Origin of the sequence: Microcoleus sp. LAD1_D3 (genome assembly GCF_036702135.1) — a bacterium.
Classification (GTDB): domain Bacteria; phylum Cyanobacteriota; class Cyanobacteriia; order Cyanobacteriales; family Microcoleaceae; genus Microcoleus.
In genome coordinates, this window is the sequence record NZ_JAUBSB010000038.1 from 20,905 (window position 1) to 41,333 (window position 20,429).

General features: G+C 47.3%; 12 protein-coding genes. 5 read left to right on the forward strand and 7 right to left on the reverse strand.

Annotated elements, in window-relative coordinates; genetic code table 11:
* Nucleotides 1–158: 158 nt before the first annotated feature.
* Entirely contained in the window at nt 159–3,143 is a 2,985-nt protein-coding gene (locus QUA74_RS20035; protein WP_333332750.1) for a glycerol-3-phosphate acyltransferase, read from the forward strand.
* A 130-nt stretch (nt 3,144–3,273) separates the two neighbouring features.
* Here QUA74_RS20035 and QUA74_RS20040 read toward each other — a convergent pair whose 3' ends face one another.
* On the reverse strand, nt 3,274–5,004 hold the full coding sequence (locus QUA74_RS20040) for a chemotaxis protein CheB (RefSeq protein ID WP_333332753.1): 1,731 nt from the start codon (nt 5,002–5,004) through the stop codon (nt 3,274–3,276).
* A gap of 329 nt (nt 5,005–5,333) precedes the next feature.
* On the reverse strand, nt 5,334–6,554 hold the full coding sequence (locus tag QUA74_RS20045; RefSeq protein WP_333332756.1) for an ABC transporter permease: 1,221 nt from the start codon (nt 6,552–6,554) through the stop codon (nt 5,334–5,336).
* A 54-nt stretch (nt 6,555–6,608) separates the two neighbouring features.
* Here QUA74_RS20045 and QUA74_RS20050 point away from each other — a divergent pair, with 54 nt between their 5' ends.
* Nucleotides 6,609–6,734, forward strand: coding sequence for a hypothetical protein (locus QUA74_RS20050; protein ID WP_333332759.1), 126 nt, complete (start codon nt 6,609–6,611; stop codon nt 6,732–6,734).
* On the opposite strand, the gene QUA74_RS20055 is transcribed toward QUA74_RS20050, so the two are convergent.
* Together QUA74_RS20055 and QUA74_RS20060 are read right to left on the reverse strand one after the other, a co-directional pair.
* Nucleotides 6,731–7,948, reverse strand: coding sequence for an ABC transporter permease (locus QUA74_RS20055; protein ID WP_333332762.1), 1,218 nt, complete (start codon nt 7,946–7,948; stop codon nt 6,731–6,733). The two genes, QUA74_RS20050 and QUA74_RS20055, sit on opposite strands and share 4 nt — an antisense overlap.
* Before the next feature lie 336 nt (nt 7,949–8,284).
* Nucleotides 8,285–10,153: an efflux RND transporter periplasmic adaptor subunit gene (locus QUA74_RS20060; protein WP_333332764.1), complete on the reverse strand. Its 1,869-nt coding sequence runs from the start codon at nt 10,151–10,153 to the stop codon at nt 8,285–8,287.
* A 515-nt stretch (nt 10,154–10,668) separates the two neighbouring features.
* Between QUA74_RS20060 and QUA74_RS20065 the strand changes: the two genes are divergently transcribed.
* On the forward strand, nt 10,669–11,079 hold the full coding sequence (locus QUA74_RS20065; RefSeq protein ID WP_333332766.1) for a hypothetical protein: 411 nt from the start codon (nt 10,669–10,671) through the stop codon (nt 11,077–11,079).
* Between the two features lie 11 nt (nt 11,080–11,090).
* On the opposite strand, the gene QUA74_RS20070 is transcribed toward QUA74_RS20065, so the two are convergent.
* Nucleotides 11,091–12,101 (reverse strand): ABC transporter permease, encoded by a 1,011-nt coding sequence (locus QUA74_RS20070; protein ID WP_333332769.1) that lies wholly within the window; start codon nt 12,099–12,101, stop codon nt 11,091–11,093.
* Nucleotides 12,102–12,367: 266 nt separating this feature from the next.
* Between QUA74_RS20070 and QUA74_RS20075 the strand changes: the two genes are divergently transcribed.
* Entirely contained in the window at nt 12,368–14,638 is a 2,271-nt protein-coding gene (locus QUA74_RS20075; RefSeq protein WP_333332772.1) for an SBBP repeat-containing protein, read from the forward strand.
* A gap of 39 nt (nt 14,639–14,677) precedes the next feature.
* Here QUA74_RS20075 and QUA74_RS20080 read toward each other — a convergent pair whose 3' ends face one another.
* Both QUA74_RS20080 and QUA74_RS20085 read right to left on the reverse strand, forming a co-directional pair.
* Nucleotides 14,678–16,336 carry an ABC transporter substrate-binding protein gene (locus QUA74_RS20080; protein WP_333332775.1) on the reverse strand — a complete coding sequence of 553 codons (1,659 nt, stop codon included), beginning with the start codon at nt 16,334–16,336 and terminating at the stop codon, nt 14,678–14,680.
* Between the two features lie 593 nt (nt 16,337–16,929).
* Nucleotides 16,930–17,544: a hypothetical protein gene (locus QUA74_RS20085; protein WP_333332778.1), complete on the reverse strand. Its 615-nt coding sequence runs from the start codon at nt 17,542–17,544 to the stop codon at nt 16,930–16,932.
* A 1,187-nt stretch (nt 17,545–18,731) separates the two neighbouring features.
* Between QUA74_RS20085 and QUA74_RS20090 the strand changes: the two genes are divergently transcribed.
* A complete protein-coding gene (locus QUA74_RS20090; RefSeq protein WP_333332781.1) occupies nt 18,732–20,303 on the forward strand; it encodes a serine/threonine-protein kinase in 1,572 nt (523 codons plus the stop codon).
* Nucleotides 20,304–20,429 lie beyond the last annotated feature (126 nt).

Here is a 20,429-nt window from a genome sequence, read left to right on the forward strand (position 1 = left end):
TGGTCAAGCTGATATCTATCATTAGGCTAAATCCTTATCTACTCTACTTTTACATTATCTTAAGTGCTAATGCAGTTTGGTTGATATATCGGAAGACAGAAAAAGTGACAGAATTGCCGTCATAATGTTTAGAGCTTGAAAATAGGAGAGCTGATTTTATGCCGTTGCCGACAATAGCATTGCTGTTGGCTGCTAGTTTCAGCCTGGGTGCTTTACCGCTAACGGGATGGGCGGTGCGAGTGTTTAGCCGCCGAGATTTGAGGGCGCTGGGCACGGGGAATGTTGGCGTGTCGGCAGCTTTCATTCACGGGGGGAAATTAGCGGGAATTGCTGCGGTGTTGGCGGAAATTGCCAGGGGTATTGTGCCGGTTTTGGCGGGGCGATTTTGCTTCCCGGATGCACCTGCGATCGCGATCGCCCTGTTAATTCCTCTAGTTGCGGGCAGATATGCGATCGCCAGAGGTGGAGGGGTGACAAACGCTGTTTGGGGTCTTTTGGTATTTTCGCCGCCGATGGCTGTTTCATCGGGCATTTGGGGGCTGCTGGTGTGGGGTTTGGCACAGCGGTGGTGGGGTGAGGGCGATCGGGCGAGACTATTTGCTTCCCGTTGCGGGTGTCTGTGCACGCCAATTTGGGTTTGGGTGTGGCGACAATCAATGCCCGAATTTTTAGCAGCAGCAGGATTAGCTTTGTTGTTAGCAGCAATTAATTTCAGTCAGGGTGATGATATGGCTTTATCTAAATCAGAACAATTGTTTTCTCTTGATGACTCGTTAGATGCTGCAATCTGCGGCGATAAAGCGGCTAAATTGTCTCAACTGAAACGGGCAGGTTTTAACGTACCTGCTGGTTTTATATTGCCATCGAAGGAAGAAGGAAGAGGGAAGAAGGAAGAGGGAAGAAGGAATGAGGAAAATGCCGATCGACTGTTAATCAGTAATTCTGTAATCCAAAATCTAAAATCCAAAATCCAAAATCGAAAGATTGTGCGCTCTTCTGCGGCGGGAGAAGATGGCGATATTAGTTCTGCCGCCGGACAATATCAAAGTATTGGCCCTGTTTTCACTGAAGCAGAATTGCTCGATGCAATTAAGCGCTGTCGCCAGTCTTATTGGACTTCCGAAGCCGTTGCTTACCGCCGACAGCGACAATTGCCCGATACTCAAATGGCTGTATTAATTCAGCCTTATATTGACAGCGAAGTGGCGGGAGTCATGTTCAGTCGCAATCCTTTAGATGGTGGTTCCCAGGTAATTATAGAAGCTTTACCGGGAGGAGCCGAAGCTGTTGTCGGCGGACAATCTACTCCGGTTCATTTAGAAATTGATTTTAGTACACCAGAATCCTTAGAAAAAAAAATAACTGAAATAAAAAATACTTCAATTATTGCTCAATCACTTTTAACAGAATTGGTAAAACAATCGCAAGCAATTGAAGCATTTTTTCACGGCATTCCGCAGGATATTGAGTGGAGTTGGGACGGGGTAAAAGTTTGGATTTTGCAAAGTCGCCCCATTACTAATTTGCAGCCATTCTGGACGCGAACTATTGCAGCAGAAGTGATTCCCGGTGCAATTCGCCCGCTAACTTGGTCGATTAATCGGCCGCTGACTTGCGGGGTTTGGGGAGAGATTTTTAAGGTGGTTTTGGGCGATCGCGCCAGTGGCTTAAAATTTAATGAAACGGCAACTTTACTGGGTTCTCACGCCTATTTTAATGCGACTTTGTTGGGCGAAATCTTTCGGATGATGGGATTGCCAGAGCAGGGTTTGGAATTTTTGCTGAGAGGGCAAAAAATGGGCAAGCCGCCTTTGGGGAAGATTGTGCCTTCTTTGCCTGGTTTGTGGCGTCTGGTGCAGCGAGAGAGGGCGCTGAATGCAGAATTTAAGGGCGATCGTACTTCTATTTTCCTCCCAGCACTGCAAAGTCTGGAGAAGGAAGAAGGAAGAGGGAAGAAGGAAGAAGGAAGAGGGAAGAAAGAAGAAGAAATATTAATGCCCAATGCCCAATGCTCAATGCCAGATTATCAATATTTAATGAAATTATTGGAAAGAGCGGAGCAAATTCAGGAGTGGCTGAAACCGATTACTTACTACAATATATTAGGGCCGATTGGGCTGGCTATTCGCAAGGCATTTTTTCGCGTTGATGATGGCTGGCTGGACAATGACAGCGCTCCTGAAATTGCTTCTGTGCGAGCTTTGCAGCAGTTGGCTCAGAAATTGCGGCAAGCTGCTGTTTCGCAGTCTGACGAAACTGTTTCAGTCGCACATTTAGCACAGATATTTGCCGAAAGTCCGGCTTTACAAGCCGAATTTAAAAAGTGGCTTGATATTTACGGATATTTGAGCGAAGTGGGAACGGATATCGCTGTTCCTACTTGGCAAGAACAACCGGAAATTTATCAAAAGTTGCTAATAAGCATGGCTCAAAAAGCCGAAACTAATTTAGTGGAAAAGCGGAAATTAGGCTTGACTTTTGGGCAGAAGTGGCGACTCGATAAATGTCAGGAAAGAGCGATCGTCAAAAACGAAATTAGCGAAATTTACGCGCGGTTATTGGCTCACCTGCGCTGGACTTTTTTGGAAATTGAAGGTTGCGGATTAGCAATGCAGGTGTTTCAGGAAAGCGGGGATATTTTTTATCTGGAATTTGGGGAAATTCAGCAGTGGATTCGCAGCGGTGCGAGTGTTTCGTTTAAGGATACAATTAGGGAAAGGCGCGATCGCCTGGTAGCCGATCGCGATCGTCCCATTCCCCCTGTCGTCTACGGCAATTTGCTGCCAAATTCTCAGACAACGGCGATCAAACTTGCCACATCCGCAACTAATATTATGCAGGGAATTCCCGCAAGTATCGGCCGTGTCGAAGGCTTTGTCAAGATTTGCCGCACCGCGAGCACAGATTTAGGAGAAAATGCGATCGCCGTAGTTCCTTACACCGATGCAGGTTGGGCACCGCTGCTATTAGGAGCAACAGCAATTATCGCCGAAGTTGGTGGCCAACTATCTCACGGAGCAATTATCGCTCGCGAGTACAAAATTCCTGCAGTTATGAATATTTCTGAAGCTACAACTCGCTTGCGAGACGGTCAAAAAGTCCGAGTAGACGGGTATCTCGGCACTGTAGAACTGCTCGAATAATTAGGAACGGGCACTCCGGCCCATTCCACAATAAAATTGAGTTTTGTGGAACGGGCCGGAGTGCCCGTTCTTGAAAATGGTGAAAGATGTAAGCTCAAACCAATAATCTCGTAAACCCGCCCCAACTTTCCTAGGCTTTTAAGAAATTCTGGACAACCAAGTTCCCCACATTTCTACCCGCACTCAAACCATCTACGTTAGCACTCATGAAATGAATGCCTCCGTAAATGCGACTCATGCCCGATTCGTCGGCCGCTTCGCTGAAGTTTTGATAGGTTCGCAAAGTGTTGACAGTCCTGTCTCCCCGATCGGCAAAGCCGTAATCCGAACCAAATACAGAACTCATAACAGGATCTGCCGCACCGCTAAAGGTGCTGTGGCCCGACGTGTACTCAGGGAACGGCGGAGTAGTTATCAGCGGAGTCCACAGAGGGTCGGCTGTCGTTTCGGGATTGTTGTCTGTGTCAGCTTGGTGGATAGCTGTCACCGGCCGCCATAAATTGTACTGGTACTTGGCATCCCAGCAGCTAATAGCTGCATCGGCGAGGGCAAAATTTAGCAGGGCGAACAAGCGGGCGCTATCTTCTAAGGATTGACCCGTGAGAGTCGCTGTTTCTTCGGCGATTTGGTTCCAGTGGCCCGGAGGCGTAAACGTCCCAGCGCCGTTGGCCCAGAATTTGGCGATCGCTGTTTGGTCTGGGGTGCGCGTGAGGCTGTCACTTTTGCCGATTTCTTTGACGTAGTTCAATTCCTCTGCGTACTTGGCGCTGTCGAGGGCGGGGGGGCCGGGCGGGCGGAACTGGGAACCGCTAGTCATCGCAAAGGGAGTAACTTCTGCCCACTGTGGCGCTAGCGGGGCCGCAAGGGCGGGGGGAGTCGGCACCCAACTGCCGGGGTCGGTTGAGGGGGTGTACTGCACTACTTTCGTGATGCCGTCTGTACTCCGCGAACTGATAATTTGGTCGGCAACTTGCTGTCCGAGGGCAATCCCGTCTTGTTTGGCTTTGCCGTCGGTAATTTTAGCTAGAGACGATGCGTATGCTTCGTTGAATGTGGCTGCTTGTGCTGGGTAGAGGTTGACTAAGACGCGGTGGGCGGCCGCGGCGGTGGCTGCTTCTGCTGATGTACCTGCGGGTGGGTCTATTTCCACGAGGTAAGGGGTGTATTTTTTGCTGATGGAGTTAACAGCATCGTAAATGGCTGCGTGAACCATTGCCATGTTGCGGGAGGCGAGGGGAGGCGGGGTGCTGGCTGTCCGCACTGCATTCAGCATGACTCCGTTCCACTCAATGACAGGGTTTCCTGATAGCTGATTTGTGAATTGGTCGCGGTTGATTGTGTTGCTGTTAACTCCTTGCAAGACTACTAAATACTCGCCCGTGAGTTTGTCTTGAATTACGGTGCTGTTGCTGTTGGCACCGGTGCCTTGCTGGATGTTTAAATCTTCAAAGGTGAGGCCGTCTAGCAATCGAATTTTGTCATTGCCGTTGCCGAAGTCGGCGATGTAGTCTGCTGTGGCTACAGTTGGGCCGCCGCTGTCTTTAGCAATGGCAAATATATCATCGCCTGTGCCGCCGCTGATGGTATCGCTACCTGCGCCCGCGTAGATGATGTCGTTGCCGGAATCGCCACCAATTAGGTCGCTGCCTTTGCCACCCCAGAGGATATCGTCGTCGTCTCCGCCTAAAATCGTATCGTTGCCTTGGTCGCCGCAGATTTTGTCTTTCCCTGCACCGCCTTCGAGATAGTCGTCTCCGCTGTTGGCATAAATGATGTCGTTGCCATCCAAGGCGTTAAATCTGTCTGGTTGGGTGGTTCCTTCGAGATAGTCAAAGTTAGAACTAGGGGTCAGGGATGCCATGTTTATTTATTGGATATTTTGATTAAGGTGCAAAGGTTTCGTAAACTCGATAGATGCTTAAGTGTGTTTACCCCTAGTTTAATATTATTAAACTTTCTGGCGGGGATGTAAACATCACAAACCAGCTTTATTGAATCTTTAATATTTAATCGGCTTTTTATGAAGTTTTCTGCTCTGAATGTGCGTAAAAATACAGCCATTAAAAGGACTTCATATACTGCAACTTTGTTAAAGTTTTACAAAAAAGCTGTTTGTTTTAATATTGAGAGCAATATAATTTTTACCCGCATAAAAGCTGCGGATTGTGTAACTGAGTAAGTATATATTGATTAAGCACTTCTCAAAGCTGCGATCGGGTCTAGTTTGGCGGCTTGGCGGGCGGGGACAACGCCGAAGAAGAGGCCAACTGCACCGGATACACTGACAGCAAGGGCGATCGCCACGGGCGAAATACCAGCTTGCAAGGGCGTGAAATTACCTACAAGTAAGATACCACCGACACCTACGCAAGTACCGACTATCCCTCCAGCAGCCGACAAAATTACAGCTTCTACAATAAATTGAAACAAGATATCTTGTTGGGATGCGCCGATCGCCTTTCTGAGTCCAATTTCCTGAGTGCGTTCGCTAACGGACACCAGCATAATGTTCATAATGCCAATGCCGCCGACTAATAGGGAAATGCTGGCAACGGCAGTTAACATAATAGTTAGAGCGCCGGAAATGGCCCCCATTCTTGCCATTAAATCTTTCTGATTTCTGACACTAAAATCATCTTCGGTAGTAATTTTGTGCCGCAGTCTCAGCAGGTTTTCCACCTGAAATTGAGCCGCATCCATTTGCGATTCATCTTTAATAGAAATAAATATCGACGTGACAGCCAAACCGTAGGGAGATTTGCGCCCGACAATGCGATTGGCCATTGTGGCGATCGGCACAGCGGCGGAATTGTCAAAATTCGTACCAAAAGATGTGCCTTTGGGCGCCAATACTCCAATTACTTTGAGGCTGACATTTTGGATACGCACCTGTTCGCCCAAGGGATTTGTATTGCCAAAAAGTTTCTCCGCTAATTCTGAACCGAGAACTACAACTTGGTTACTTTGCTTAACATCTAGTTCGGTCAAAAACCGCCCTTTTGCCATTTCAAAGCTTCTGACTTCTAGAAATTCTGGAATTGTGCCAAAAATTAGAGCAGAAACATTTTTGTTGCTGTAGCGAACTATTTCGGAACTGTTAAGTTCTGCTGACACCCCTTGAACCGACGGGACTTGAGTTGCGATCGCCTTTGCATCTGGCAGTACGAGAGTTTGAGGCGCACTTGAGATTGTACTTCGCCTAGCGTTCGGTACTCCCGGCCTCACGATTAATACGTTTGTACCCAGGGATTGAACTTGTCCTGCTACAAATTTTTGAGCTCCTTCTCCCACTCCAATCATCGCAATTACTGAGGCATTTCCGACAATCATCCCGATCATTGTTAAACTGCTGCGAGTTTTGTTGGCTAGCAGTGTTTGACCTGCCATTTTGACGCTTTCAATAAAATTCATAATTTGTTAAAAAGGAAGAAGGAAGAAGAAAGAATAAAGAATAAAGAAAGCCCTATGTCATTGTTTGCTGTGCGTCACAATCCCACAGGATTGGGATTGCAACGCACAGCGAAAATTACACCCTTAATAACTAATTACTACAGTCAACAGTCAACCGTCCACGGTCAACAAACTAATTAAGCACTTCTCAATGCCACAATCGGGTCTAATTTAGCAGCTTGTTTCGCAGGTACGATGCCGAAAAATAAGCCGATACTGCCGGAAACACCGACTGCAAGTGCGATCGCCACTGGGGAAACGCTAGCTTGCAGAGGAGTAAAAGCAGCGACTAAAAGCACGCCTCCGATACCAAATCCAGTACCGATCGCCCCGCCTGCTGCTGACAAAATCACAGACTCGATCATAAACTGAATCAGGATATCTTGCTGAGAAGCTCCGATCGCCTTTCTCAAACCAATTTCCTTCGTGCGTTCGGTAACAGAAACCAGCATGATATTCATAATCCCGATGCCGCCCACAAACAGCGAAATTGCCGCCACGAAAGCCAACATCAACGTCAAAGCACCAGTAATACTGCCCAAAGTATTCATTAAATCTTTCTGGTTGCGAACAGTAAAATCATCCTCTTTAGTAATTTTATGACGCAATCTGAGCAAATTTTCTATTTGAAATTGGGCAGCTTGCATCATAGTTTCATCTTTGATAGCCACCGAAATAAATGTTACTTTTGTGCCGTAGGGAGACGAGCGACCAACAATTCGATTTGCCATTGTTGTCAGCGGCAAATAAACATTCATATCTTGATTGTCGCCAAAACTTGAGCCTTTCGCCTGCATGACTCCAATCACTTGAAAGGTCGAGTTTTTGATGCGAATGTATTGACCAACTGGTTGTGTATTGCCAAATAATTGTTCTGCTGCTTCCGATCCTAAAGCAACCACATTTTCTTGTCTTTCTAAATCTAATTTGTTTAAAAATCGACCTTGACCAACATCAAAGCTTCTGACTGTCAGAAATTCTGGGGTAGTTCCGACAATGGAAGATGAGACATTTTTGTTGCGGTAGGTAACAAGTTGACTGTCATTGAGAGTTGGTGCGACTTCTTGGACAGAAGCAACTTGAGATGCGATCGCCTCTGCATCTTCCACTACTAAAGTCTGGGGCGGAATCACCGGGCGGCTTTGGGCTTCAGGACTTCCGGGAATAATAAATAGCAAGTTTGAACCCAGAGAGTTAACTTGTCCTTCGATAAATGTTTGAGCTCCTTCCCCGATCCCGATCATAGAAATTACCGAAGCATTGCCTATGATAATTCCTAACATCGTCAAGGTGCTGCGAAGCTTGTTTGCCATCAAGGTTGTGACGGCCATTTTGACGCTTTCAACAATATCCATAATTCGATTTTAGATTTTGGATTTTAGATTTTAGATTAGGGAATTGGGATTATTGGTGTCAACTTAATATTTAAACCCATAATAAATCTCGCTTGTAGTTTAGTCTCGCTCCCCCTAAATCCCCCTTAATAAGGGGAGTAGGGGTTGACTTTGAATACTCTTGTCCCCCCCTTGTTAAGAGGGACTTTGAATACTCTTATCCCCCTTATTAAGAGGGACTTTGACTGCTCTTGTCCCCCCCTTATTAAGGGGGTTAGGGGGATCTCCAGGTTGGAAAACACCCTAGAGCGATCGAGATAAATAATGCCCCATGCCCTATGCCCTATGCCCTATGCCCTATTTCTGATTCTTGATAATATCCTCCAGTTTTTTACCTGGAGGAAGTTCGGTAAAAACGCGATCGCCCGATGCGGCACCCTCTAAAATCTGAATCTTGTTGCCAATAGTCGAGCCAACCGTAACAGGCTTAAACTTCGGCTGTTGTTTCTCATCAGGAACCAGCACACCTGTTTGACCTTTATTAGTCACAATTGCCACTGTCGGCACAACCAAAGCATTGCTCAGCTTTTGACCGACAAATCTCAAATCTACATTCATCCCCGATTGCAAGAAATCCTTGCCCGTGGCGATCGCAACTCGCACTTGAAACAGCGTCACATCCCGTTCTTTAACAGCTTCGGGCGCAATTAATTTAACCTTGCCTTTAAACACTTTATCTGGATAAGCATCGGCGACTATTTCAACTTCTTGACCCGGTTTAATTTGACTGATATCTGCCTCTGGAACTTTCGCTAAAACTTCCACATCTCTAGCTAAAGCGACAATCGATGTCGAAGTTGCCGAAGTTGCTTCCGAGGCCGAAGTTGCGGGAGTTACAAAAGCTCCTTGAATGGCGTATCTTTGGGTAATAACTCCAGCAAAAGGAGCGCGAACTTTCGTATCTTCTAACTGCACTTCTTGAAAGCGGACTTGAGCTTGAGCTTCCTCTAATTCAGCTTGAGCTTGAGCTATTTCTTCCGGGCGAGAACCGTTTTCTTGTGCAGCAAATTGGCTTTTGGCTTCAGCAACTGCTGCTTCGGCTTTGGCGATTTCTTCTGGACGGTTGCCGTTTTCTAGCTGCGCTAATTTGCTTTTGGCTTCGGCAACTTCTGCTTCAGCTTGGGCAATTTCTTCCGATCGCGTGCCGTTTTGTAACTGATTCAATGCTTGCTGCTCGACTTGCACAGCAGCTTGCAGTTGTTGAATTTGCGACAGCCGATTTTCTTGTAGTTGTTGCAGGCGTCTTTGAGATTCTGTTAATTTAGCTTGGGCTGTACGATTTTCTTTAATTAATTCATCTAGTTTATCTTTAGCAAGAGCACCTTCTTCCACTAGCGGTCGATTGCGTTCCACCCGTTGAGCTGTTAGTTCAGCTTGGGCTTTACTCGATTCAATTTGCGTTTGTGCTTGGGCAATTTCTTGTTTGACACTGCCGGTTTGAGCGTCTGCTAAACGAGCTTGAGCTTGGGCTAAACGAGCTCGCCCTTGGCTGACTTCTTCAACGCGGCTGCCGGCTCGCAGTTGCTGCAAGCCAGCTTGAGTTTGCTGCAAGCGGGCTCTGGCTCCTGCAACTTCTTCCACGCGACTGCCGGCTTGGGCTTGCGCGAGACTCGCCTCGGCTTGATCTAAGCGCGCTCGGGCGCTGGCGATGTCTTCGGATCGATTCCCGGCTTCGATTTTGGCGAGTTTTGCTCGGACGCTGGCTTCGCGGGCTTTAGCTTGGGCTAGTTGAGCTTCTACATCGCGGCTTTCCATGCGGGCAACAATCTGTCCTGCTTCCACTTTATCGCCCTGTTCGACAAACAATTCTGCGATCCTGCCGGAGCCTTTGGGGCTGAGATTCACGCGCTGTACCGGCTGCACCGTACCGCTGGACGTGATCCGCACCGTGAGGTTTTGCGCTTCCACCGGCACTGTCATAGTGGCGATCGCATCGACTTTCGGCTGCGATCGACTTTTTGCTACATATATAGTGGTCGGTACAGCTAGCAACCCGGCTGCAACCAACCCAATCGCCCACCGCTGCGGTTTGCGCGCGGGTTTCTTCGGAGACTGTTTGTGGGCGGTTTTTTTATCTGCAATTTTGGTCTCTGCGGCCTTGGTGTCTACAGTCTGAGTATCTTCCACCTTGACCTGAGCAGTTTCCTTTTTGGGGCTAACGATCATACCGACTCACCTAATTTAATCTCAGGATTACCTTTAAAGGTAGAATTTTTTCTGATGCTTGGCATCGTCTTTCAGACTCATCCGATCGGGTGAATTTAAAAAAGTTCCCCAACCAGCACCTGTAAACAATTATAGCTAATCTTTGCAAATTATTAAATAATGTTAAGTTTTTTCATCCCAAAGAGGTGGGCCCAAACTGAATCGCTGCCGGCTGCTGGCAAATAAAAATATATTTTAGCAGATAATATTCTTTTTGGGATCTAGGAGTGCGCTTCTCACCAGCAACCAAGGCGGATGTGACAGCGGGCGATCGTCACTAGGTTATTGCGGACTCATGTTAACGATCGCAGCGGGATCTGCCAGGGCGAATCTCGCAGCGACACACTAGGGACACATTTATTCTCATAAACCAGGTTTCACGGGTAGCGGTGCGTAAGTCCTGAATACATATCCGCCCTGTGCCCACAACAGGTTAAAATATTTTTCAAATTCGTTAAAAATGGAAAATCCAAACAATGAATCGTCCTCAAAGCGTTACAGTTTTGGCAATATTGCAGCTAATTAGCGGCATCTTCAGTTTGCTTGACGGCTTGTTCATCTTACTTTTTGCAGGCATTTTTGGCGGTCTCGGTGCGGCTGTCGGCGGGGCGCAAGTTGGCACTGTAATCGGCAGCTTCATTGCAATTTTTGCGGCGCTCAGTTTTATTTTAGGCCTCCTCTCCTTACTCTTAGCTTGGGGTTTGTTTCAACTAAAAAATTGGGCTTGGACGGGAACGTTAATTGTCCATATCATCGCCATCCTCGCGCAAATTGTCAAAATGTTTGGCAGCGGGGGTACAGCAGTCAATTTTTTAACTCTGGGTTTTGCAGTGGCTAGCATTTACTACCTATTGCGACCGGATGTTAAACAAGCATTTCGTGTCTAATTTCCTTTTGATTAACGGTACTGAATTCTCGGATCGAAAAAAGCATAGGAAATATCAACCGCCAGATTAATCAGTACAAAAGTTACAGCCACAAAAATTACTCCGCCTTGGACAATTGGGTAATCCCGCGTCAGAATACCGCTATAAATCCAAGAACCAATTCCCGGCCACGAGAAAATCGTTTCAGTCAAAATAGCGCCGCTTAAAAGAGTGCCGAACTGCAAACCGATAGTTGTGACGATCGGCAAAAACGCATTTTTCAAAGCGTGTTTCAAAATCACCCAATATTCCGGCAATCCCTTCGCCCTCGCAGTGCGGATGTAATCTTGAGAAAGCACTTCCAGCATCGCAGAACGAGTGATGCGAGCTATAATCGCCAGAGGAATAGTTCCTAAAGTCAAAGCTGGCAGGATTAAATGGGCGATCGCATCCCGCAAAGTCGCCAAATCCCACCTCAGCAAAGAATCCAAAACATAAATACCCGTAATCGACTTAAAACCAAACCCCAAATCTACACTAATCCGCCCGCTTGGAGGTAGCCATTTCAAATAAACAGCAAACAAATAAATCAACATCAATCCCAACCAATACACTGGCAATGATACGCCAATTAACGAACCGCTCATCGCTAGATTGTCCAGCCAGCTATTTTTCTGAACAGCAGCCAAAATACCCGCCGGAATTCCGATAACAAGTGCCACCAACATCGCCACCACAGACAGTTCCAAAGTAGCAGGCCAGCGCATTCTAATTTCATCAATTATCGGAATACCGCTAAGAATGCTATTTCCCAAATCGAAGCGCAGCAAACTCCATAAAAAAGCCAAATATTGCAAAGGCAAAGGCTGATTCAGACCCAACCTTGCTCTCAAAATTTCCACCTGTTCGGGAGTTCCCCGTTCTCCCAAAAGCACTGTAGCTGGGTCTCCTGGTATCAAATGCAAAAAAGTAAATACTAGCAGAGTGATTCCGAAAAGGACTGGCAATAGTCCCAGCAAACGTTTAGCAATATATTTAGCCATAATTAGATTTGAGATTTGAGATTTGAGAACAAAAATATAAATAGAAAAGTAAATTTATGTAAAGTATGAGGAACCAAAGAGAAGATATTTTGATCGACAGTGACATACTTGCGCACATACTTACGCAGACATAGGCTGTTGTAAAATTGATTTTATTTGGGCTGAATCTTGCAGGCGATCGCAGTAGCACTAGATAAAAACGAGTGATCGCACCTTTAACCGGAATATACGCATTTTGTGACATAAATGAATTTGTGAGGTGTATTATGCCTTCCTCAACAATATCAGCACGCGCGATCGCAGATGCCGTTGCAGGTACAATCCCTGAAACCACACTGACTATTGGAAAACTAGCGCCTAACTTTGAGTGGCTCAAACAATTCGGCACACCCAGTGACGATCGCTTCAGCAGCGCAGCACTTGACAGTGCAGGCAATCTCTATCTGACAGGATATACCGATGACTTTTTGGGCACCAATCGAAGTACAAATACCTGGGTAGCCAAATATGACAGCAGTGGCAGTCAGTTGTGGCTCAAGCAGTTAGGTGGCAGTAATAACTATCCCAGTGAAGTGACTGTTAATAGTGCTGGCAGTGTCTACCTGACGGGAAGCATTGCTAGCGCTTCACCGCAGCCGCCCTTTAACGAGTCAGACGCTTGGGTAGCTAAGTATGACAACACCGGCAGCCAGTTGTGGCTCAAGCAGTTCGTCGTCACAACCGCTGATTTTAATGACAATCCCTCAGACCTCGCTGTGGATAGTGTCGGCAATGTGTACATTTCAGGAACAAGTGGCTATACAACTTCCGGTGCAGGTGGAGGCCCCAAAAAGGCCTGGGTAGCCAAGTATGACGACAGCGGCAACCAGTTGTGGTTGAAGAGTGTCAATTCTGACATTTACGACATCTCCGATGGCATAAAACTCGATAGCGCTGGTAATGTCTATCTGACGGGCACAAACTATAACTTTTCAAAAGGCTATCCACCGGATGTTGACACCTGGGCAGCCAAGTATGACAGCAATGGCAATCAGTTATGGTTGAAGGAATTCGGGACTGCTGACTCTGACTACCGAGAAATCACCGCCCCCTCAGATTTAGCGGTGGATAGCGCTGGCAATCTCTACCTAACGGGAGAAACCGACGGCGCTTTGGGGGGACCCAATGCAGGCGGGAACGATATTTGGGCAGCCAAGTATGATAGCAATGGCAACCAGTTGTGGCTGAAGCAATTCGGGACTGCTGACTCTGACTCTTCCTCAGAATTAGCACTCGATAGCGCTGGTAATGTCTATCTGACGGGCGCCAACTATGACTCTTCAAAAGGCTCTCCACCGGATGTTGACACCTGGGCAGCCAAGTATGATAGCAATGGCAACCAGTTGTGGCTGAAGCAATTCCAGACTGCCAGCTCTGACTCCTTCTCAGACGCCCACTCACACTTAGCAGTTGATAGCGCTGGCCATCTCTATCTCACGGGAAAAACCAACACCGCTTTGGGAGGCACCAATGCAGGCGGTCAAGATATTTGGGCAACTAAATACGACAGCAATGGCAACCAGTTGTGGCTGAAGCAATTCGGGACTGCTGAATCTGACTCCTCCTCACACTTAGCAGTTGATAGCGCTGGCCATCTCTATCTCACGGGGCAAACTAAGGGCGCTTTGGGAGGTCCCAATGCAGGCGGCCAAGATATTTGGATTGCTAAACTCGGCACAATCACAGAGGTAGTCACACCAACACCAGTACCAACACCAGTACCAACACCGATACTAATATCGGCGCCTACTCCCACAACAACGCCGACGCCTACTTTCACACCAACTCCTACGGCAACACCAACGCCCTCAATCACTCCAACGCCCACTCCGCCATCAACACCAACGCCCTCAATCACTCCAACGCCCACTCCGACATCAACACCAACGCCATCTGTCACAGCGACACCGCTGTCCAACTCTTCTCCAATTATCGGTAGTGATGGCGACGATATCCTTCCAGGCGATCGCAGCAACGATACCATTAGCGGTAAACAGGGAAACGATACCCTCAGTGGCCTTGATGGCAATGATTGGATGCAGGGTCATCAAGGAAATGATTTTCTCGAAGGTAGCAACGGGGATGATACCCTTTACGGTGGCAAGGGCAATGATACTTTGCTTGGGGGTAACGGTGAGGATGTTTTATTTGGCGATCGCGCTTCTGACAGTCTCATTGGCGGTGAAGGGAATGATACTCTCTACGGCGGCAAGGGCAATGATACCCTATTTGGCAGCTTGGGAAATGATTGTTTAATTGGAGGTTTGGGGAGCGATCGATTCCTCTTAGGACTTGATGTCGGAACCGATACCATTTTAGATTTTGAAGACGACAAAGATTTGCTGACACTTGCTAGCGGTATCACCTTCTCTCAATTAGCAATTACTCAAAGTAACAGTGCAACTGTAATCCGGTTTGTGCCAACAGGAGAAATCTTGGCATCTTTGAGCGCGATATCGGCGAGTCAAATTAATGCTGCCGACTTCACTTTCATCTAAAACAGGACTTACCCATAAACTCTATCTGTCTCTAACTTCTCAATTTTTGCTCACTTCCTCAAAAGACTCCGAGCCCAAAGGACTCGGAATCCAACCTTGAATATTCTTGCGTTTCCCTAAAAGCGGCTGCGAATGTACGATCGGCAAACGCACAGCTTCCTCATGCAAAATCTCGCTAACTTCCGCATAAATTTTCGCCCTAGCTGCTTTATCCCCACTCGCCCTCCCCCGATCCAAAAGTTCCAGAACTTTCGGATTTTTCCAATTTCCCAAATCCGCCGTCGAACCAGGCCCGAAGTGAGGATAATAAAAATTGTCCGGGTCGCCATAATCTCCAGTCCAACCCATCATAAAAGCTTGAAAGCCGGGAGGTTTTAGCCGATCGGCTAAATAAGCAGACCAATCCTTTGTCAGCAATTTTACCCGAATCCCGATCGCGCTCAAATCCGCCGCCAAAGCCTCAGCAATCGGCTTCGGCGTGGGAAAATAGGGACGGCTGACGGGCATATACCACAAATCCAAATCAAAACCGTTCGGATAACCGGCTTTCGCGAGCATTGCTTTAGCTTGCTGCGGGTTAAATTCATAATCTTTAAATTTATCAGACGCCGCCCAATTCAGCGCAGGTGGGATAAATTCCGAATCATGTTTTCCCAGTTCTCCCCAGAAAGCTTGGACTATTGCTGGCTTGTTAATTGTTTGGGCAATCGCCCGCCTGACCTCGGGTTTTGACAAAGGTTCGTAACTCGGATTTAACCCTAAATAACCGACATTAAAAGAAGGTCGCACAACAGCTTCTAAATTAGGATCTCCCTGAACTTCTTTCAGTTGATCCGGCGTTAAATCCACAGTAAAATCAAGTTGTCCTGCTCGCAACTGAGCGAGTCTCGCCGCCGGATCATCAACAAAACGAATTACCAATTGATTGACTTTTGGCGTGCCAGTTTTCCAATAATTCGGATTTTTCTCCAAAACAATGCGATCGCCCGATCGCCATTCCTGAAACACAAAAGGTCCCGTACCCACCGCCAGCGACCCCGGAGTGCCGTACTTAGCACCCGCTTTTTTCACCGCCGCCGGACTCGCCATTCCGAAATAAGCGGAACCTATCGCCGAGGGAAAAGCAGCAAAAGGTCGATTCAAAACAAATTTAATTGTAAACTTATCAACAACCGCCACATCTTTTACTAAAGAATCTTTTTCTCCCTTAAACCCCCCAAAAAAATCTTTCCAAATTGGATAATTCTTCCCCGCTTCTCGAAAACCGTTAGGATTTTTGGCATCCCACCAGCGATTCACATTAAACTTAACAGCTTCCGCGTCAAAATCCGTACCGTCGTGAAACTTTACCCCGGAACGCAACTTAAAAGTCCAAGTTTTACCATCTTTAGAACTTGACCATTTAGTAGCGAGACTCGGCTCAAGTTCCACAGTTCCCGGTTGGAAATCAGTCAAGCGATTGTAAATTTGGTCGATAACAATCACCGAATTGCCATCAGTAATATTTCCCGGTTCCAGATTGACCGGCGGCCCACCAGCACCGTAGACTAAAGCCCCAGCCGGAACCGCAGCAGGAGTTGTCGGAGTTGGAGAATTATTGTTAACCGTGTTTGAAGGAGTGCCGCAATTTGATAAAATTACAGCCATCCCAAAAACTAGACCTAATAAAACTAAACGCCATAATTTTAACAATCTCATTTCACTAGCTCCGGTTTAATAAAAAATTGTACTCATATAAATAAATTTCTAATTTCCTCTTTCTCTCCCCTCTGGGAACTCTGCGCTCTCTGCGGTTCATTTAGTAAATTCTATTCAAATTAATAAACCAAATAGAACACGCTGATGATATCATGTTCGAGGGCAAAATCTCAACCTACACCTTTACATTAGGCTACCCAACCAGCATGAAAGCCAACGTTGGTGGCCCAGCTAGAGGGATCATTCGATTTGAGATTTGAGATTTACTCCACAGGTGGATCTGGGAGCTTTAACTTGCGTCTAAAATTTTTATCTCTCCACGACATCGGGAGATTGTATGTGTTTTTGCCCGGTCACAAATGCCAAAGCGATCGATTAATTCGATTGTTTGAAATATGATCCACCTGTGGAGCATAAACATTCCTTTACCCACCCAAAATATCTTTGAATATCTGCATATAACAGCCAGATTCGGGATTATTGGCAAACATCAATATTTCTCTCTTTTCTCTTTCTCTGCTCCCTCTGCGGTTCGTTGAAAAAAATCTAGTTTACTTCAAGTAATAGGATAGCTATAGGCGATCGCACCCACCCTACAAATCAAAACTCTCTTCACCAATACTTCCCAGTTCCCCGCTACCCAGAAACTCTTCCTCCTCTACTTCCTCACTCCCAGACTCGAAACTTTCCACCACAAACGGCAAACCAGCCGCCATCAAACCCCGTTGAATCAGTTCCGGCGTTTCATCAAACAAAACAAATAGCGGATGAACAGCCTCGGCTTCATCGCTGTAAATATGTCTGTAGCGGTACGGCATCACCCATTCGTAACCTTTATCCAGCCAAACCTGAGACTGCCGCCAGCGGCCGAGCAACTCAGAAAACTCTTCGTCCGGACGATGAATGAAAATCAAAATTTCCACACCAATTTTAACTTTCCATTCAGGATCGCACATCAAAATCGCCAAATCGCAGGGCAAACAAACTGCCTGTCCGGGCGATATGCTAGTGCCGCTGCTTCCGGCATAAGAAACCCCGTCCCGCAAGCGCGCAATTGGCAAAGGAATTGTGATTAAACTCTCATGGGCGCGGCGGATACTCGGAATCATTTCCATGTAAACCCGATATTTTTTCAGCAGGGCGATCGCGGCAGAAGATTCGCTGTACTCTGCTAGTAAAGTCTCGTAATGTGATTGTTTAACAGACATTTTCAAACCAAAGAATAAGTAATTACTAATTTGCTAATTCCTAATCGATCGCTTCTCGTTACTAGGAAGACCCCATTGGTGACAACTTAAGCTCAAGTTCCCCCCTTCGGAGAACTTGAGCTTGCCTCCAGGCCTTGCTGTGTAACGCGAACAGCGATTGAAGCATTGATGGCTATGGGCTACCAATGTCGGGAGAATGCTTACAGCCTTTTTATTTACAAGGTTTGAGCCATGTGCAGCCTCAAGATTAAGCCCGATACGATGCCTCTTTGTTATTTTATGCCGCTCGCCTGAACTTCATCTGAGCCAAAAAGGTAATCAGGTCTGTAAGGTGTGACTCTGGGAGCAACATCAGACCTGAGAGTGTCAATTCCCCAAGCTCAAGATCGCCATCCGGCAATCTTATAACTCATAAGATTGATCATAAGTCAACATAAAACCTAAATCTTTACAAAAATCGACTAATTTTAAAGACTTGCTAAAGCAATGAGGGGTTGTACCCCCCATAAGTTAGAGTCAGATATTATAGATGCACCCTGATGGCTTTCCCGTTCCACAAGAGCGGGATTTTTATTATGGGAAAGCCGGAGGGTTAAGTTTCACAATACCTACTACAGTTGACACTCTCCGTCCTAAAGTCCGGAGATTCTTAATTCAGCGACTGACCTTTAGGCACCATATCCCTTGCAGGCAATTCTCAAACCTTTCAACCGTGAAAAAACACCAATTGACGAGTCTGACTTACAGCAACCCCAGAGGGTCTATCTCCAAAAGCGTACTAGGATACGACCTAGAGTTCGGGCGTGCCCCGCCCTACTGGATTGATTGAACCGAATTAGGGATTTTCTGGTATTGAGAATGCGTTGACTCTCTAGCTGTGTTTTACAAGGTTTTCGCTACCCTTCTTTGTGCTTTTAAAGAGCTTTCAGGTTCGAGGGTGCCGACTAAAAGTCGCTTCACAACCGCCCACTTTGGGGATTTCAACCATCTCTACTTTAATCCAAAGCCGTGCTAGAAGCACGGGGTTTTAGACCCATTTTTTCGATAAAATGACGTGGGGATGCCAAGATTAAAGATATAGCAGAGCTAAAGCTCAAACTAGGGCGCCGATCGATCAAACCTCACCCCTAACTCTGCGAAATAACCCAAAGGCGGTAGCATAGTTTGGGAAACGGCATCAACTGAAGATGAACTTAGCCTCAGCAACAGTCCTGCAACAGGGCAAATACAAAATTAACGCGACTTTAGGCATAGGAGGGTTCGGCATCACTTACCGAGCTATCCACACTCATTTAAACCAAACCGTCGTACTCAAAACCCTCAACGAAAGTCTGCGCCAACACCCCGAATCTGCCCAATTTCAGCAGCAGTTTATTGCCGAAGCCCAACGCCTGTCGCAGTGTCAGCATTCCAACATAGTCAGAGTAATCGACTTTTTTGAAGAAGCCGGACAGTCTTTTGTCGCAATGGACTACATTCCGGGGCAAACTCTCGCCCAAATAGTCGAAACCGATCAGCCGCTGCCAGAAGCCCAGGCCCTGCACTATATTCGGCAGATAGCCTCAGCCGTAAGTACAGTTCACCACAGCGGATTGCTGCACGGAGATATCAAGCCAGAAAATATTATCCGGCGAGCCGATTCTCACGTAGTAATGTTAATAGATTTCGGAATTGCCCGCGGCTTTACCGCCGGCACCAAACAAACCCACACTAACTTGCTCTCCCCCGGGTACGCGCCGATCGAACAATACCTCTATGACGGTAAATGTACACCGGCCACTGACATCTATGCGATCGCAGCCACCCTCTACTACTTACTCTCCGGCGTGGCGCCCGTAGCAGCACCCCTGCGCGATCGCATTCCCTTGACTGAGTTACGGCAATTTCAGCCCAACCTCAGCCCAGGAATCGAGCGAGCCATCCTTCAGGGACTCGAAATCGACCCCCACAACCGCCCTCAAACAGTGGAAAATTGGCTCACCATGCTGCAAGAAACAGAGCGAGTATCAGTAAAAAGAAAAGGCAAGCAAAGTCTAAAATTGCCCGCACCTCCCCCGCCACAGTTGACTTTTGTGGCGTTTGTGGTAACGGCTGCAATTGCAGGCTGGATGGGTTTTGACCTAGCATCGCACTACAACAGCACCACTCTGAGTAATCGGCCCCAAAGTGAGTCCTTCCCATCTCTCGAAGATTTGCTCAAATCCCGCGATTTGTCAGGGCCGATGTTCGGGCAGCCATCTGTCGAAAGTAGCCCTCTCTACCCGATCGAACTCAACAAGCGTCCCAAACCCCCCTTAGAAAGCAGCAACCTTTCCGAACAGATCGACGAGCCCTCAGAAACTAGCGCCGAACCTTCTGAGTCTCCAAGCCAGGAAACTCCCGCCCCAGAACCCGAAGCGGAACCTGAGCCATCGCCAACGCCCGAACAGGCAGAGGAGCCTTCTGAGTCCCCCATTCCAGAGCCTCCAACCGAAATCGAGCCAGAGCCTCAACCAGAAGCCGCACCAGTACCGGAAGTTGCACCCCTGCCGGCAGAACCGCCCGCCGCACCCGCACCGCCTGTCCCTGGGAGTGCTAGCGCTGAAACCTGGCCGTCGTCGGAATCCGCGCCACCAGTAATAGCCTCGCCGATCGAGCGATCGCCTGAGCCTGCGATACCCAGCAGCAGTGGCAACAATTCAGATAGTTCGATCGCACCTGATTCACCACCCCCTGTGGCAGATCCCACGGTGCCTTTTCCCGAACCTGCGACAAATTAGTATGGTTTTTGTTGGTTAAAAGTGCGGACAAATAGTTGGTTTTATGAGTCAGCAAATATCCGCTCAGTAGTTGAGATAATAATGCCCTACCTAGCCAACGACTATCTTCCAAAAACTTCCGTCGAA